Origin of the sequence: Bradyrhizobium manausense, from assembly GCF_001440035.1 — a bacterium.
Classification (GTDB): domain Bacteria; phylum Pseudomonadota; class Alphaproteobacteria; order Rhizobiales; family Xanthobacteraceae; genus Bradyrhizobium; species Bradyrhizobium manausense.
In genome coordinates this window covers 1-15,684 of record NZ_LJYG01000015.1, presented here as the reverse complement: position 1 = coordinate 15,684, position 15,684 = coordinate 1, and the positions used below count along the sequence as shown (strand labels likewise).

17 protein-coding genes and 3 pseudogenes are annotated in these 15,684 nt (G+C 57.3%); 7 read left to right on the top strand and 13 right to left on the bottom strand.

The features are described 5' to 3' along the window. Window position 1 precedes the first annotated feature (1 nt). On the bottom strand, window positions 2-877 hold the full coding sequence (locus AOQ71_RS02410) for a tyrosine-type recombinase/integrase (protein WP_205668187.1): 876 nt from the start codon (window positions 875-877) through the stop codon (window positions 2-4). A 256-nt stretch (window positions 878-1,133) separates the two neighbouring features. On the opposite strand from AOQ71_RS02410, the gene AOQ71_RS44665 reads away from it, so the two are divergent. Then, window positions 1,134-1,310, top strand: a complete 177-nt coding sequence (locus AOQ71_RS44665; protein WP_157083335.1) for a hypothetical protein — start codon at window positions 1,134-1,136, stop codon at window positions 1,308-1,310. Window positions 1,311-1,363: 53 nt separating this feature from the next. Here the strand turns inward: AOQ71_RS44665 and AOQ71_RS49575 are convergent, their stop codons facing one another. From AOQ71_RS49575 to AOQ71_RS02390, 4 genes are all read right to left on the bottom strand, one after another. Beyond that, complete coding sequence (locus AOQ71_RS49575; protein WP_283809560.1) at window positions 1,364-1,489, bottom strand: hypothetical protein; 126 nt, start codon at window positions 1,487-1,489, stop codon at window positions 1,364-1,366. A gap of 812 nt (window positions 1,490-2,301) precedes the next feature. Beyond that, a complete protein-coding gene (locus AOQ71_RS44660) occupies window positions 2,302-2,511 on the bottom strand; it encodes a hypothetical protein (protein WP_157083334.1) in 210 nt (69 codons plus the stop codon). 5 nt (window positions 2,512-2,516) lie between these two features. Beyond that, complete coding sequence (locus tag AOQ71_RS02400) at window positions 2,517-2,867, bottom strand: hypothetical protein (protein WP_057741245.1); 351 nt, start codon at window positions 2,865-2,867, stop codon at window positions 2,517-2,519. Between the two features lie 2,570 nt (window positions 2,868-5,437). Further along, on the bottom strand, window positions 5,438-5,629 hold the full coding sequence (locus AOQ71_RS02390; protein WP_057741240.1) for a CsbD family protein: 192 nt from the start codon (window positions 5,627-5,629) through the stop codon (window positions 5,438-5,440). A gap of 291 nt (window positions 5,630-5,920) precedes the next feature. Between AOQ71_RS02390 and AOQ71_RS02385 the strand changes: the two genes are divergently transcribed. Next, window positions 5,921-6,322: a c-type cytochrome gene (locus AOQ71_RS02385; RefSeq protein WP_057741238.1), complete on the top strand. Its 402-nt coding sequence runs from the start codon at window positions 5,921-5,923 to the stop codon at window positions 6,320-6,322. A 74-nt stretch (window positions 6,323-6,396) separates the two neighbouring features. On the opposite strand, the gene AOQ71_RS02380 is transcribed toward AOQ71_RS02385, so the two are convergent. Continuing rightward, window positions 6,397-6,741, bottom strand: a complete 345-nt coding sequence (locus AOQ71_RS02380; protein WP_057741236.1) for a hypothetical protein — start codon at window positions 6,739-6,741, stop codon at window positions 6,397-6,399. A 454-nt stretch (window positions 6,742-7,195) separates the two neighbouring features. Between AOQ71_RS02380 and AOQ71_RS02375 the strand changes: the two genes are divergently transcribed. Both AOQ71_RS02375 and AOQ71_RS42365 read left to right on the top strand, forming a co-directional pair. Beyond that, complete coding sequence (locus AOQ71_RS02375) at window positions 7,196-7,561, top strand: hypothetical protein (protein WP_245316653.1); 366 nt, start codon at window positions 7,196-7,198, stop codon at window positions 7,559-7,561. Between the two features lie 552 nt (window positions 7,562-8,113). After that, window positions 8,114-8,302: pseudogene (locus AOQ71_RS42365) on the top strand (transposase); the annotation flags it as partial. A gap of 535 nt (window positions 8,303-8,837) precedes the next feature. On the opposite strand, the gene AOQ71_RS02365 reads toward AOQ71_RS42365, so the two are convergent. The 3 genes from AOQ71_RS02365 to AOQ71_RS50540 all read right to left on the bottom strand — a co-directional run bounded on the left by AOQ71_RS02365 (window position 8,838) and on the right by AOQ71_RS50540 (window position 11,153). After that, window positions 8,838-9,056, bottom strand: coding sequence for a hypothetical protein (locus AOQ71_RS02365; protein ID WP_057741228.1), 219 nt, complete (start codon window positions 9,054-9,056; stop codon window positions 8,838-8,840). Window positions 9,057-9,854: 798 nt separating this feature from the next. Beyond that, the gene (gene rfbB / locus AOQ71_RS02360; protein WP_057741226.1) at window positions 9,855-10,922 is read right to left on the bottom strand and encodes a dTDP-glucose 4,6-dehydratase; all 1,068 of its coding nucleotides are present in this window, start codon (window positions 10,920-10,922) and stop codon (window positions 9,855-9,857) included. 48 nt (window positions 10,923-10,970) lie between these two features. Continuing rightward, complete coding sequence (locus AOQ71_RS50540) at window positions 10,971-11,153, bottom strand: sugar phosphate nucleotidyltransferase (RefSeq protein WP_083513873.1); 183 nt, start codon at window positions 11,151-11,153, stop codon at window positions 10,971-10,973. Between the two features lie 93 nt (window positions 11,154-11,246). Between AOQ71_RS50540 and rfbC the strand changes: the two genes are divergently transcribed. Beyond that, a complete protein-coding gene (gene rfbC, locus AOQ71_RS02355; RefSeq protein ID WP_057741223.1) occupies window positions 11,247-11,813 on the top strand; it encodes a dTDP-4-dehydrorhamnose 3,5-epimerase in 567 nt (188 codons plus the stop codon). A 31-nt stretch (window positions 11,814-11,844) separates the two neighbouring features. Here rfbC and AOQ71_RS02350 read toward each other — a convergent pair whose 3' ends face one another. Next, on the bottom strand, window positions 11,845-12,213 hold the full coding sequence (locus tag AOQ71_RS02350; RefSeq protein ID WP_063958173.1) for a VanZ family protein: 369 nt from the start codon (window positions 12,211-12,213) through the stop codon (window positions 11,845-11,847). 303 nt (window positions 12,214-12,516) lie between these two features. Between AOQ71_RS02350 and AOQ71_RS42350 the strand changes: the two are divergent. Further along, a pseudogene (locus tag AOQ71_RS42350) lies at window positions 12,517-12,678 on the top strand (IS481 family transposase); the annotation flags it as partial. Next, a complete protein-coding gene (locus tag AOQ71_RS49570; RefSeq protein WP_283809561.1) occupies window positions 12,670-12,804 on the top strand; it encodes a hypothetical protein in 135 nt (44 codons plus the stop codon). The pseudogene AOQ71_RS42350 and the gene AOQ71_RS49570, both read left to right, overlap by 9 nt. A gap of 15 nt (window positions 12,805-12,819) precedes the next feature. Here the strand turns inward: AOQ71_RS49570 and AOQ71_RS02340 are convergent, their stop codons facing one another. The 3 genes and pseudogenes from AOQ71_RS02340 to AOQ71_RS02335 all read right to left on the bottom strand — a co-directional run. Further along, a complete protein-coding gene (locus tag AOQ71_RS02340) occupies window positions 12,820-13,035 on the bottom strand; it encodes a hypothetical protein (protein WP_057741218.1) in 216 nt (71 codons plus the stop codon). A gap of 1,531 nt (window positions 13,036-14,566) precedes the next feature. After that, window positions 14,567-14,770 carry a hypothetical protein gene (locus AOQ71_RS49875; RefSeq protein ID WP_083513872.1) on the bottom strand — a complete coding sequence of 68 codons (204 nt, stop codon included), beginning with the start codon at window positions 14,768-14,770 and terminating at the stop codon, window positions 14,567-14,569. Between the two features lie 514 nt (window positions 14,771-15,284). Further along, window positions 15,285-15,684 (bottom strand): annotated as a pseudogene (locus tag AOQ71_RS02335) (IS5/IS1182 family transposase); the annotation flags it as partial.

The following is a 15,684-nucleotide window of genomic DNA, read 5'->3' as shown; positions in this document are numbered from 1 at the left end:
GTCAACCGGACGGCCGCGCCTCCTTGAGCTTGAGAGCAATGTGCTCCAACGGGCTCATGACCTCGCTGATCGTCTTGGTGGCGACACGGGTATAGAGCGCCGTGGTGTCGAGCTTGGCGTGACCGAGCAGCACCTGGATGACGCGAACGTCGATGTTCTGCTCCAGGAGGTGAGTGGCGAAGCTGTGGCGCAAGGTGTGCAGCGAGACACGCTTGTTGATCTCCGCCATCTGGGCGGCAGCGTGACAGGCGCGATTGAGCTGGCGGGTGGTCATCGGCTGGGCCGGATCGCGGCCCGGGAACAGCCAGCCCTGTGGCCGAGCCATCTTCCACCAGGCCCGTAGCAGTTCGAGCAGGCTCGGCGACAGCATGACGTTACGGTCCTTGCCGCCTTTGCCCTGCTCGACGCGGATGATCATGCGCTTGCTGTCGATATCGGCGACCTTGAGGAAGACCACCTCAGCAGCGCGCAGGCCGGCGCCATAGGCCACGCTCAGCGCCGCCTTGTACTTCAGCCCCGGTGCGGCATCGAGCAGCCGCGCCACCTCCTCGACGCTGAGCACGACCGGCAGCCTGCGCGGCTCGTGAATGACGTGGGTGTGCTCGACGATCTCGTGGCGCTTCAGCGTGACCCGGAAGAAGAACCGCAAGGTCGAGACGGTCTGATTGATGGTCGGCACGCCAACGCCGCTCGCCGCCAGATGCAGCTGGTAGCGGCGCACATCCTCGAAGCTCGCCGTATCGGGCGAGCGACCGAGAAACGCCGAGAAGTTCTTGACCCTTTGCACATAGTCATGTTGGGTCTTCGGGGCGAACTTGCGGATCGTCATGTCTTCGATCATGCGCCGGCGCAACGGGCTCATTGCCTCGTCGGTCATGGGGATGCTCCTGTCTTGAGTGAGGTTGTTGCAACCCCTCAATCTCAAGACAGGACGCCCCTTGGCGCTATCGCCTTGACCACCCTGTTTGCCGCAGCGCCCTACCGCGCGAGCGGTTTAGTCCTTTGGCCCATCGCTGCCATATCCCAAGGTCAAGGAAATGTCGCCTGTCAGGCGTAGACCGGACCTAGAGTATTGCTCAATTTTACGATCGCGACGAAGATATACTAAAAAGTCTGGAGATCCGGGGCTGCCGATGATCTATCAGATCTACATCCTGGACGAGCTCGGCAATGCGCTGAGCATGGACCTCGTGGACTGCGCGACTGAAGAAGATGCCCGAGCTAGAGCCGCCGCGTTGGTTGACGAACACCCCGTAGAGCTTTGGCGCGGTCCTCAGCGCGTCGCACGGTTCGACCCGCCGCAGGATTGACGATCAAAACGGGCTTGTTGAAGGACTATCGAAAAACGCCGCCACGGTCACCGCTATTCCATGAGAATCATCGTAGGTTCTTTGCTCTTTGGCTTTTCAAGTGAGGCCATCTGCATGTTGGCGATCGCCATGTGGGACAGAGTTTCGAACACAATGATCGGTAGGTAGGCAAGCAGCATAGACGCCTCCAGTGTAGTCTTATTCAGTTGTTCGAGGCTCGTGCGATTGGGCGCGCTCCCAGATTTGAGCTCCACACGGGCACTCGAAGAAGCTATCGGACCCTCCCGGCTTCGGTTCGATCCTTACAAGTCGCGGCCACCTCTCGCACCGAGGACAACCAAATTCGCGATGCCGCGCCCCTGTTGCCGACAGCCTCTCGAACATAAAGAACATCGCCCGCTCCATTGCGAGACGAGAGGGCGACCTTCGAGCGGACGCACTAAATGCCGGCAGCAGGGCAATCAGCCAATGCCGAGCGACGTTCCATCGCTACGACGCATTCTTTTTGTGCACGGTGCGAAGCGGCTGGGCCACAGGCAGTTCCAAAATTGACTCCTGTCAATGAAGACAGGAGGCCCAAATGCCGCGTTACTTTTTCATGAGCATGTCCGAGGCCGAAGGACCGAAGACCCGCGTGGAACACTCCTCGCAGACGACCATGCTGCGCGTCACAGGGCTGTACAACAGATGCCAGCCAATTTGAAAAACGCTGAACTAGATGCCCATGACACCTATTTAGCCACCGAAGGTACTGTTTATAGTGAGGGGAAAGGTTGTCGTCGAAACGTGGTAAGACCGACCCAGTGGGCGGCCTCTTCAGCCCAGCGGTTCACGTTGGCGGGCCTATCTCTTTGATCACGCCTTCCGGATCGTTCTGCTCGAACCACATTTCCGCGCATGCACAGTAGCGAAAACTTTGATGTGATCCTTGTCGCCGACCTGCTTGGCGGTGTTGACGTATATGAAGACAGTCATTGATCCCTCTTCGGTTTCAGTTGATCGTCAGCCCGCCGATCTCCTCGGCTTTTTCATCGAACCACAGGCGCTCGTCGTCGGAAAGCTGCTCGTAAAGGGCGTAAGCTTCGGCCATAAGCGCGTCGAATTGCGGCGTGCCGGCATGGGCTTCGGCGTCGACCAGCTTGGTTAGAAACTCTTTCATCCGGTCGGATGCTTGTTCTGTGTGAAGGCCGAGAAAAATCATATCGACTAGACCAGCCGCAGCGCGAGTTGCCGGTGGTGGCCTTCGTATCGCTCCACAAAATCCTGTAGCCCTGACGGCACGTCGGCGAACTGCAGATCGAAGCGGCGGCGGATCTCGCGCGCGACATCTTCGGAGACGTCCTCCGACCAACGCTCGTGGGTGTTGAAGGCGACAACCCGGACCGGATCTTTGTACTCGCCGGCCATCAGGTCGGTGATGACGGTCTCGAGGTCAGCAGCTTCTGCATCGGCCTCGCGCCAAACCGCGCCGTGTCCGCCCAAATCGTCCTTCACCAAGTAGACCGTCTGATCGTTACCCGAGGGCACGATCGAGGGCGTCCAGCCGCGTCTTGGCATACTCAAAACTCCACGCTTACCGACTCCAAGCAGATAGTCGCGGGCGACCCGAATTGCGAATCGACCGGGACGACCGGACCGCTGTCACGGGTTAAAGCGCGGGCGTTCGGAACCGTATAGGGTTCCATTGAGCCGGTGGAGGGCCCTCGATGTCCGAAGCATCAGAACCGATCTTGGAAGCGGGAAGCCGTCCAATTGGGCCCCGGGCATCAGCTGAAGAAGCGCTGCGGCTTATGAGGACGTTCTACCTTTCCAAATTGCATTTGTAAAATACCTGAAATGCTTGCTAGCATCCCGCTTGGCGAGCCTCCCTAAAATGAGGGGTGGCTAACGGGGCTAGAAGCTATGCCGATCAATCGGCTATTGGGGAATGCCAGCTCGGGAGACGCTGAACGACTCCGTCAGGCGTTCGCTGCCACGTTGAAATCACTAGATTTGGTCAATCGCAACGATCCGATCAGCGAGATAGTCGCGCGGAAGGTAATCGAGATCGACGCCGCGGGCACTCATGACCCGGACGAGATCGCGAAGAGGGCCGTGAGAGAATTTGGCCCACTGGATTGAGGCCGCCCTGCAAGGGGCCTCATGTCCCTTCAGAAAGATCACCTGTCGCTAGTCGCGGTGGTGATGGTGTTCGTGGTGCTCGTGCCGGACGCCTCCAACTCCGGAGTGCGCAATTGCGTTTGACATGAGGGAGGTCGACAGCAGCATGGTCATGGCAGGCGGTGTGGCCGCTGCGAATTTTCCTCAAGTCTTCAAAAACTCACGCCGATCTTCGTCTTCCGAAGTCATGGGAACCACCCTATGATTGCTAGGCGGCAGATATTAAATAGCTACATAAATTAAAACAAGTTAATAGGTTCCAATCACGAAATATATCGTGCGCCGGCCTTCTCGTCCTGCCGCTTTGCCATGTCGGAGGGTCGCCACGAACCCTATTCCCGCCTCACAGGTTTCCTCGGCAATCGTGCTCCGAGGGCAGCGACATTTAGCGCAGCGTCGATTGTCATAAGCTGGGCTTCTTTTTTGCCCCGCTTTGGTGTCGATGCTCTAGTGATTAGCCACAAGCTGCTAGCACAGCCGGCACATTCGTAGAGCTTTAGCTCGCATCCTTCAGCCACCGGAAAAAGCGCTATCAGCGTTCTGGCTTGGCAGCAGACAATGCATCCGGCTTCGCCGAGAAGCCTGAGTCTGGAATCTGAAGCAATGGCGTGCGGCTAGTAGTTCAACGGCGTGCTCATCGTGCAACATTGACAGGTTCCAAAAATGGAACCAGCCTGCGAGTCCGGTTAAACAATCGGGTGCTCCAGTGAACGCACCCCAGCTCAATCTGATACGCGAAAATTTTTTTGAATGCGTCGTCCTAACGGGCAACCCATTCTCCGTCTTCCGCGCTATGTTGGAAGTATTTAGATCGCGACGGATATTTTCATGGGCAGGATCGGATTTGCCATCATCATTGCCGCATTCCTTGCGTACGAGGCAGATACGCGTTGGAACGAACGCCATTACACCGACAGCACCTTGTCGGTGCTTCGCCATCTACAGCGTACGATCGGATTGTAGACCTCTCGCCTCAGTTGCGCGGCCCAATCTATCGTTCCAGGTTGCTGCCCCACCTCCGCAGAATCTGCGGTTGCTTGCAAACTCCCTATGAAGGCGTACGATTAAAGGTGATTTGCAAACACGGAGGCACAGCATGACTGCCGTCCTCGTTTTCAAAGTCGCTATCATTGGGTTAAGCGTTTTTTCGGCGGCTCTCGCTTATTCGGTCATTCAGAGTAGCTTCTAAGAAAGCGGCCGCCTCAGTTGCCGACCTGTCTCGTTCTGCTCAACCCAATCTTGCAATGACGGGAAGCACGCTGGTCGCGCACGCCTCCGGCGGCTTCCTATTCAGAATTGCGCTTCGTTGCGCGTCATCATCTTTCATCTTTGGCTTGATCTGCGATAGCACTGTGAACCACGTCACAGCATCGGCGCACAGATTGTCGTGGCGGCTGCGCTGGGTCAGCAGCGCGCTGTCGGGCCCCGGCAATCAGGATCGCTGCTGACAGTATAGGCGGCCGTCTGGAAGGCATTCGCGCCGATGTCGGGCGTGCGCCGCGTCTTTTCGCTCTGCGAGAAAAGCGATCCTAACGAAAAAGCGATTCAGTCGCGATGTGACGACAAGATTATCAGAGTGTTGCGAGCGCAAGGTCGTGATCTGTCGTCGCATCTCAACGAGATCGAGCCGGTTGCCGTAGGGCCATTTACCAAATGAAGCTCATCTTAAGGCGTTTAAAGGGAGGCCGCCGCGTCGAATATAATGGCGCGGCGGCCTCGCCAGTGGGACCGGACTAAGGGCAATGTCCGGTAATCGAAAGGCTACCGCCATCTAACTTCGGTGCAATCGAAGACGCGGATTAAGCTTGATGTCGCCGCCAGAGGTTAAATCTGGAACAAGCGCGTCCTTATCCAGCGACACGTCCCGGCGATCGCGGCGGATCGTGAGGCCATTTCCCCACCCCTTCGTAGTGTCCGAACGAAAAGAAAAGGCCGCCCGGAGGCGGCTAATTGTGGCTTCTTTCTCCTTATTTCTTGAGGGCGTCAGCGGCGTCCCGCGCGGCGTCCTTCACATCTCCAGCGGCATTGTGGGCAGATCCCTTAGCCTTATCGATTTTACCTTCGGCCTCCATGTCCTTGTCGCCAGTGAGCTTACCGGCACCTTCTTTGATGGCGCCTTTTGCTTTGTCGGCAACGCCCTTTACATGTTCTCGGTCCATAATCGTCTCCTCTCGCGTACCTTAAGACGCAACAACAAACGCGTTGGCAGCCTGTTCCCAGGAGAACGGGCAATCTTGCTCACGAAAGCTTCTGATCTAACCCGTTCGGATATTGACAGCGCTGACACATCCGCTCAACAGGCTCGAGCGGAAGCGCGGTGTCGGGTCAAAACCGAGATTGACACAGAGCCGAATGGAGGCGGATGGCCGGTTGAGGCTGGACTTCCGGCATCAGCTGGAACGACTCAGGCGGCGGTTTCAGTCGCCCTTCGCAGGCGACGGGAGGTTGGCATGAAGCGTATCGGCCGGCTCGGCCTCGTGATATCGAGCGCAATGTTGTACCTGATACCGTCGTCCTCGCCTTTGGCTCAGGACGTTCTCTCGAAAGGCGCAGAGCAACAGATGTTCAACAACGCTTGTCGAACTTGCCATTCGATCCAAAAGGACGACAATCGTCTTGGTCCTAACTTGCACCAGATTATTGAAAGGAAAGCGGGATCACTGCCGGAGTACAATTACTCGGCAGCGATGAGGAACAGTGATTTCATCTGGGATGAAGCAAAACTCGCGCGCTTCATAGCCAATCCAGATGAGGTCGTTCCTGGGAACAAAATGGTTCCCTACGGAGGTCTTTCGTCCGTTGAGGATCGAAAGAAGATCGTGCTTTTTCTCCGATCGATGCGATCCCAATAGGGCTGCCAATCACGTGCAAGCGCAAAAAAAAAGCCCGCCGAAAGCGGGCGCAAGATGCCACGTCGTCCGCGGGATCACTCAGAGCCACACGGTGCCTCTCCAACGCTTCTGCTCGGTCTCGCCACGCCAACGGTGAGCAGACCGGCATCTGCTGAAGCCTCGACAATTTTTCTTGTTTTTGGGGGCCTCGTCAGAATCTCGATCTGACTGGGAGAAGCCGGCATCCCGCCCAACATGAGCGTCGGTGCGGCCGCACTCTCCTCCACCTGGGCCGAGCCCAGCACCGCTACTTGATGCCCGGAGATCGGGAAACCGGTAACTTCAAAAGTTGGGCGCTGTAGTGCGCATCCGTTGGCGTGATTGACGGCCACGCTTCCAATGATCGAAATGGCTGTCACCATCAGAAACATTCTCTTCATGGGATTTCCCCTCTCTCGGATTAGAAGATATTCCCACCACAAATTTCATATTCATCCTAATCTTGGTCTACTTGAAACCATGTGAACTGCTTAACTGTTGGTCCGAGGCATTCCGCAAAGGTTCAATTGCGTTGAGAAAGGTCAGCGTCGTTGCACTTCCACAGAAGGCCCGTAGCCGCGCCGAACTGACTTCAGGTTGAACTGGCGGAAAACCATTGCTACGTTTCGAGGCTCCATCATTTCTTCTAGTTGTGATGGGGCGGGCGATCAGGCCTACTGACTGTCAACCCGTTCAGTTGGAATAGGGAATATTTGGGCCCGAGCGCCCCGTCTCCGGGAGATGTCGTTGATGCATTTCCCTCCGTTCTCATTGCCCCGGAGGCGAGTTTATTACTCGGCGTGATCGCGTTCAAACAATTGAATTTTGAGCAGGGGGGCTCTTATGAGAGCCCGGTTGCAGAATACCCACACCGTAAGATCGATGATGGTGGCATTGCTGCTGATGTCCGCCCCCGTGGCGGCTCGCGATCCAGAAGGCAAATACGCGCAGGTCGATCCGGAAATGCACAAATGGTTCGAGCAATTGAAATCCGAAGGAGGAGAGGCCTGCTGCGCTCTCTCCGACGGAAATACTTTGCGGGACACAGATTGGCGAAGCCAGAACGGGCATTTCCAAGTCTTTCTTGCGAACGAGTGGATTGACGTTCCGGACGTTGCGGTCGTGAAGGGACCCAACCGCTTCGGGAGAACGGTTGTCTGGCCCTACTATGAGGACGGCCATCCGACCATTCGCTGTTTCATGCCGGGCAGTATGATTTAGAGGAGCGTGGTAGTCTGAAAATGGCCCTTCAGCGACTTGCGAAACGTCCGCTTTCTCGCCGCTGTTAGGACTCGAGCGGCCGTCGGACATCCAGCGGCCAGCCGCTCAATGAGTACGCAGCCTCGATCGGAGTAAGCCCCGGCCGGCCTTTCTCGCTGGCTTCGGCGCCGCCTCGACGCAGCAACGGTGATCCTTCGGACGCCCGGCTATTTCCTCGATGAGGGGGGCAACTAAATCGGACACGGCCCCGCAGCCGTGCTAAAGGCGGGGATGACAAAGCTCATTACCATCGTTGCGCTTCTCACCATGGCTCCGGCTTTGGCGCAGACGGGCGTGCCCTCCACCAAGCTGCCTCTTACCGATCGAGAACAAGTCAAAGCCGATCGCGCAAAAGCCGCAGAGGACGACAAAGCCGCAACGACGGCCCGCCCCTGGGATCGTGATGCGGACGGCAGACGCCCCTGGGAGCGAAGCCGGTAAGGCCGACTGTAAAAGCGGCCCTATGACGAGCTCGATCGGCTGACTGCAGTTTGGGATGATAAGGGGTGAGGCTCGATCGATCCCGAGTTGATGGTCCGGATGCTTCTGATCGGCTATGCTTCGGGATCAGATCGGAGCGGCGTCCGTGCGATCTTAGTTTTGGCCTACCGATGGTTTTGCTGGCTCAGCCTGGACGGCGCGGTGCCAGATCAGTCGACGTTCTCCAAGAACAGGCATGATCGCTTCCGGGAGAGTGATCTCTCCGTCTCGGGTTTGTCTTGCCCCGCCGCATCGAGGAGCGGACTCCCGCCGGATTGGCAGGCCGATGCTTGAGAAGTTTCGACCGAGCCATTCATTTACCTGGAGCGTCCAGCAGTTCCGGCGCGGACGAAGTCATAGTTGCTGCGTGGCTTCGTCCGATATAGCTGCTTTGCGAGCAGCGGCGGTATCTGCATGTCGCCCACCAAGCCCTTTCGTTGCCGTGTCGGTGCAGATCCTGGTGCTGCAACCTGCAAAGGGGATAGTAAATTCGTCGGTGACCTTGCGCCCGAGCGCTCATGGTCATGCGAACTTGAGGTGGTGAGCGTCCGAGGAGCTGGTCTTGCAGATCAAACAAACCTATCCCCGGACGAGCGCAATATGAATCTTGCTACGCTTCCGCCGGCGCTTCTTTCGGAAATGAGAGGCCAGTTTCGTTTTCCTGCGGGAATTCTGCAGCGTGCCCAGTTTCGCCGATTTGCTCTGCAATTGTTCGGTCTATGGGAAACTATTGACCGCTAACCGGCGTTCGCCTCCATTATGGGCTCAGGTTCCTACGCAAGGCTTCACGCTCTCTGAGCAATCGACGGAGTTGTTCAGCATTCCCTATTTGTATTTCTTGCCACTCGATACGATCTTCGGCCGTCCATAAATAAGACTCGCGATCAAACCGCGCTTTTTCGATCTCATCAAATTCTAAGTACAGTAGAATTTCGCGTTCAACCCGCTCCAATTGCTCCTGGAGAGTGTTTGGCATTAGCCGTTCCTCCGGCTTTGCCCCAAGCCGGCATCGACCTTCCGCGCAATCGGCACCACGATTTATTGCCTTTTTCCGGGACGACCTGCGCATTTTTGTAAGGCTACCTGTCGAAGAGCCTGGCGAAGCGGAAGGATCGCGAAATGTGGCTGAAGGCATGCGGATCAACGGCTCTTTGAGAATGACAACTCGGCAGACTATGAAGGACTCATTAGGCGTTCGTTGGCATACTGAAATTAGTGCATCTGGTTGCTTGCAACGATCGGGTTTGCGAGATCTTCGCTGGAAAGTCATGGACACCGACGCCGCTGGCACACATGGCTGGCGACGTGACCGCGGCGAATTTTCCGCAAGTCTTCAAGAACTCAAGACCGCCTTTGTTTTCAGAAGCCACAGCGTCTACCCTTTCCTTGTTGACTCGCATTTAAATACCATTAATTTAAACAGATTAAAACTAATAAAATAATCGCAGGGTGAGTAACCCGGGCTTGCGCAATGGAAAGGGCCGGGGCTCCCGCGCCTAGTCCCTCGACTTAATCGTTTTAGGAATTCTTATTCGGGAGGGCTTCCGCACGGAGCTCGCGTACGCGGAACAACTTTCCGAACTAACGTTTCAGCTGGCCGGAGAGCTCCGAGGCCGTCCCGCTGACCTTGTCATATTTGGGTGGGATGAAGGCTTGGCCGGAGCAATGGCGTTTGTTTGCCCTCGAAACGGGAGGACATCTTCGCATCTGTTAGCCCTACGCCGAGAGGTATTGGTCGTCCTGCCTAGGCGAGCCACTCGTCACGCGCGTTTCGTCAGCCAGTAGCTCCAAGCCGCTGAGCTTGATAGCCTCTGTTCAGAATACTTCGCCACCATGGCTTGTTCTCGATGTACCAACGTACAGTCTTTTGAATACCGCTTTCGAAAGACTCGCCGGCGCGCCAACCAAGTTCTCGCTCAAGCTTCGAGGCGTCAATGGCGTAGCGACGATCGTGCCCGGGGCGATCGCTCACGAAGGAAATAAGCTGATGATGCGAGCCACTTTCATTCGGAGCAAGATCATCGAGTAGATCGCAAATTGTCCGGACGACATGCAGGTTAGTGCGCTCGTTGCGACCACCAATGTTGTACGTTTCGCCGATCTGGCCTTGTTCCAGTACCAGCGTCAACGCTTTGGCATGGTCCTCGACATAGAGCCAATCGCGGACATTTTGACCATCGCCATAAACGGGAAGAGGATCGCGGGCCAATCCCCTGATGATCATATGAGGAATGAGCTTTTCGGGAAAATGATAGGGCCCGTAATTGTTGGAACAGTTGGTCACCAAGGTGGGCAGCTCATACGTCTCCCGCCAGGCGCGTACCAGATGGTCCGACGATGCCTTGCTGGCTGAATAGGGCGAGTTCGGCGCGTAGGGGCTGGTTTCGGTGAACAAGCCCTCGGCGCCGAGCGAGCCAAACACCTCGTCGGTCGAGATGTGCAGGAAGCGAAAGCGCTCCCGCTTCTCGCCGGCGAGGCTGCGCCAGTGGCGCACCGCCTCCTGGAGCATGGTGAAGGTGCCGACTATGTTGGTCTGGATGAACTCGCCGGGGCCGTCGATCGAGCGGTCGACGTGGCTTTCTGCGGCGAGGTTCATCACCGCGTCCGGCTGGTACTTGTCGAACAGTTTTCGAAGACCCGCGCTGTCGCAGATGCACTGCTGCTCGAATGCGTAGTGCGGATTTCCTGTCGCGCCGGGCAGGGACTCGAGATTGGCAGCGTACGTCAGCTTGTCGATGTTCACCACCCGCGCTTGGGTATCGCGCAAGAGGTGCCGCACCACGGCCGAGCCGATGAAGCCGGCGCCGCCGGTGACGAAGATCGTGGAGCCTTTGAACCGCATGCTCGGTCTCCGGTCATGGTTTAGCGGGCGAGGAGCGCGCCGCCGATCTTAAATATTTTTCGCCGCAGCTGCTCTTGGCTGACTTCGCGGCAATCTTCCTGCGAACATCAGAGTCGATCGCGAGTAATAAAGCATCGGTTTGAAGACCGGAAGCAGGTGTTTCGAAACCACCGTCGTCACCGGATGATAAGGCCGCGAGCCAGTACCGTCTGCGAGAATGATCCCTTTCATAGCCGCTCGCATCATTTAATCCATTTGAAATGGTAACAGATGGCGTTATAAAAGTTCAACATTTCATGCTGTCCCGCCTCAAGGGGTTTGAGGATGAATGTTGTTGTGACTGATATACCTGAAGTCCTTATTCTGGAACCCAAGCTTTTCGGCGACCAACGAGGGTTTTTCCTGGAGACCTACCAGATCCGACGATACGCGGACGCCGGTATTGAGCGGCCCTTCATACAAGACAATATGTCTCGGTCTGCGCAGGGGGTCTTGCGCGGCCTGCATTTGCAGAATCCGAACACCCAAGGGAAGCTGGTCACGGTCCTGCGTGGTAAGGTTCTCGACGTCGCCGTTGACGTCCGAGTTGGCAGTTCGACGTTCGGGCGGCATGTGGCCGTCGAATTGAGCGAAGAAAACCGCCGGCAATTGTGGGTGCCGCGCGGCTTCGCTCACGGTTTCGCGGTCTTGTCCGAGACCGCCGACTTTTTTTACAAGTGCGACGATCTTTACAGCCCGAAAGACGAAATCTCCATTCGCTGGAACGATCCGGCGATCGGGATCAAGTGGGGCGTCGAAAGCCCCTCGCTGTCGCCCAAGGATGCCGACGCGCCGCTGTTGTCGGAAGTCAAAAATCTTCCTGTGTACGGACAAGCTTGGCGCAAATCCTGACAGCTGCATTCCGCCCGTATCGGTGATCTCGTCATCCCCGAGATGCGATCTTGGTCATTACTTGAGATATGCACTCCCGCCCAACAGTCATGAACGAAATGCCGCAGAGACCTCCAGCCACTTTAACCAGCGCGTCCGTGATCTGACCATGTCGATCAGGAGTGAGCAGCTGTAGGGCTTCCAGGATAATCGCGCTGCCGATCACGATCAGGGTGGCCAGCATCATGCGATTTGGGTAGGCCAGCACGAATACGAGCCCGAGGACGAAAAATGCGGCAAAGTGCTCGAAGTGAGCGGGCGCAATCGTCGGCCGATCGGAAATGGGGGCGAGCGTCACGAAAGCCACAAGGGCGAGAGCCAACCATCCCGCGGCGCGAAAGAACCTAACCATATCTTTCATTATCCAGAGTCGTGATCGGGTGCAATGAGCAGAACGGTGCAAACATTTGGCCTTGTGTGCTGGCCCGGCGGGTGATGGCGCATAGTGGCAGCTACGGCGATCAGGCAAACCGCCCGCTAATAAGCAACGTTTGCCACCGCGGCAGCCATTAACCCCAGCCGGCGTCGGCGAGTAACGTTCGGAAGAGTTAGAGCAGGCTGCGGCGCCATTGTTAGCCGTGCTCTTCGCCGTTTGGGCTTGAACCGGATACGGGATCTCAAGCGGCCGACCCGGAGTGCCGTTATTAGCGTGACACTCCAGGCGAGATCATGGGCTTATGCCAAAGCCTATCCAAGCTCCAATCGCCGCGTCCAAGAGCTGCCGATCCGGCTGCATCGATACAACTGGCACCGGCCCCATGGTGGTATAGAGTCACAAACGCCGATCAGCCGCCTCGGCCTGACCGAGGACAGCCTCTTGAGGCTCACAGAGGAGCGCGACCACTACGTCCGCTGTCCCGGCTGCGCGGGCCTACTCGACAGGCGCGAGCTCGACGACCTCATCGATCACCTGCCCGGGCAGGAGATCGAGGAAGAGCCGACCAGACATTAGGAGATAACGGCAGCCTCAGCGATACGTATCCGGCTTGCCGTTGGGACTGCCGTCCCCGCCGCCATTGCCCCAGCCGTTATTGCCGTGCGCCAAGCGGCCGCCGGATTGCGCAAGGGCTGTGCTGGTTAGCGACGTCGACAGCAGCGCTGTGATAGCGGGCGGCGTAACAATCGCAAACTTGCCGCAGATCTTCAGAAATTCACGCCGGTCATCATCTTGTTGATCTATCATCGCGCCCTCCGGAACGTAATCTACCGCATTCTATAGGCTGTCTAATGATTAAACGAATTGGAATTCGACCGCGAAGTGCGACAGATGGCCGCCGCTCAAGCAATTTCCCAACGTTCAACACGGCGCACAGCGCGAGCGGGTGCTCCCTCCCAAGCACACCTGGAGAACTCGATCAGTTTTTGAAAGTCAGGAAAACTATGCAATCTTTGAGACAAGCGTACGGACATTTGGCAGGGTTCAGCTCTGGCGCGGTTCATCAAGAGGTTGCTCGGCTGCTCAGATGTGCGCTCGGCCACAAACTTAGCGATGCCGCGGGCGAAGGCGGCGACGGAGTCTAGCCGTACGGCAGTCACCTCATTCATAGGCTGAGACGACTCCTATTGGCTGGATTCGGTTGCTCTCGAAATCCGTGTGTTAGCGCCGGGGCAATCGGTCCTTCGTTTCTCCTCATCGTCTTCGTCTGCGCAATCGACCCCACCCTGTGCGCTTTGCATTCCCGAGCCGCCGGCTGTCGCGAACGGCCCTTTGGGGGTTGCGCCAGCACCGCCCCCCGCGCCGCTGGCTCCGCCGCTACCACCAGCTGTCCCGGCATGAGATGACCCGGCAGGGCGACCGCCAGGTGCTCCCCCACCCCCTGATGACCCGCCGCCGGAGGTCCGCGGTCCTGCCGCAAAGGACCGATCGTTCTCGAAGAACGACCGGCCGCTATCGTTCTGCGTCGCTGCAGGCAGGCCGCCTGAATGTGCGATGGCTCGTGAAGTCACGGAAGTAGACAGAAGCAGCGTCATGGTAGGGGATGTCACGGCTGCAAATTTCCCGCAGGTTTTCAAGAACGCCCGCCGGTCATCATCTTCGTTGTCGACCCGCATCACGATCAGCCCTCTTTCATTTAAAATCTCGCTTATGGTATTATATATTAAATTGACATTCAATCGTCATTTTTCTTCGTGCCGTAAGTGATTGAGCGCCCGCCACGGCAGGCTACCGGCAATTCCCTCGCCCTTCTCTTCACTTAGTCAGCGTGCGTCTGTCCGATGCATGGCTTCGGGTTTGCGTTCGATATTAAATATGGTTAATTCTATATTTAACGGGTCGACCTGGGGCCCAGCCGCAATGGATTAATGCAATTTCTCTGCAAGTGTCGCTCCATCCGCGACGTAGAGATCTGAAGTGCAAGCAGCCGGTCCCGAACTAGCGGCTGCCCCGCTGGCGGGTTACTTGAGACAGGAGATGAAAGAGCAGGGGTGGCGTCCCCACCTTAGCGCGGATAGACCCTCTGCCCCATCTTGGCGAGGTCAACATTTAAATGGTCAGATGCAACTCCCGGCCCGCCAGTTTGTCCCTACCTACCCACGGGCCAACATCGTTCGACTCTGCCTGCCGCGCATGCCGGTTATCGCCTCCACTTCAGCCCGGGCGTCACCGCCAGAACGTGATCCACAGCATCGCCGCGGGGTGCGCCGATTCTCCGATCTTGTGGCATCAAAGAGGCCGCCGGTGGGAAGGCGGCCTCTTGCAAGTCTAAGGCCGCCTAGTCGCGGTCCCGGTGATGATGGTGGTGCTCATTATCGCGGTGGTGACCCCCTCCGCCTCCAGAATGCGCAATTGCCTTTGACGTGAGCGAGGTGGACAGCAGCATGGTCATGACTGGGGGCGTGACCGCAGCAAATTTTCCGCAGGTCTTCAAGAATTCCCGCCGGTCTTCTTCTTCCGAGGGCATGCTACATTCTCCCATGGTTGCTATGAAAATACTAAACTCCTCACAAATTAAATACTTTAAAAAATGTTACAGGTTCCAAACAAATTAGATGTCAGATGTAGCTTAGTCTCCAAGCCTGGCTCGTCTAGGATCGGGGCAGGGGCCCTATTCTCAGGGCGCATCCGAGCCGAAGCTGTCTCAGCCGCCCCAATTGGCGTCTATCCCTTGGCGCCATAGGCGGTTTGGACTGCGATCTATGTTCTTGAAGGCGGAGCGAGGAAAATTCGGATGATCACAGCGCTCGACAAGGGTCCGCCGCCAAGAACCGGTCATCGTGCAATGGTGTAGAGCGATGGATCAAGGAGGCCGTCGACGAGGCGGCTTCTCCGCGAGGACCAGGGCGCTTGCGCGGCTTTCCCCATAAGATAGCCTGTAAAATCGCCGCACCGTCAAATTGCCGAATGGGGGAGGGCGCAGCCTCAGGAGCGCATGGCGTCGATCGCGTGGGCGATCAAGATCGCGACGCTAACGGTGATGAGGAAGTCGTCCGTTAAGAAACCGATTTGAGCGGTGAGCAGTCGCTGGCGGGCGCGATGAGGGTGGTGAGGATCAGGCACCAAAGAGCTCTCAGCCAGGCGAGGACACGGCGGAAGTTGTGACCGACGGCGGAGAGGATGACGTTAGCCGCATCGCCGGGGCGGCCTTTGAGATAGCATCGGCCGAGGTGACCATCGGTCTTCAGGTGTCCGATGATGGGCTCGATGGCGGAGCGGCGGCGCAGCTCGCGCTTGATGACACCGAAGACGCCGCGCTTCTGGCCGGAGATGAAGACGCGACGAGGATTTTGCGCGTCGTGGCCGCGGTATCCCTTGTCGACATAGGCCCGCTCGATCGCACAGCCGGTGAGTGTCTCGGTGCGGTCGATGACGTCTCGCAAGGTGTGACCATCG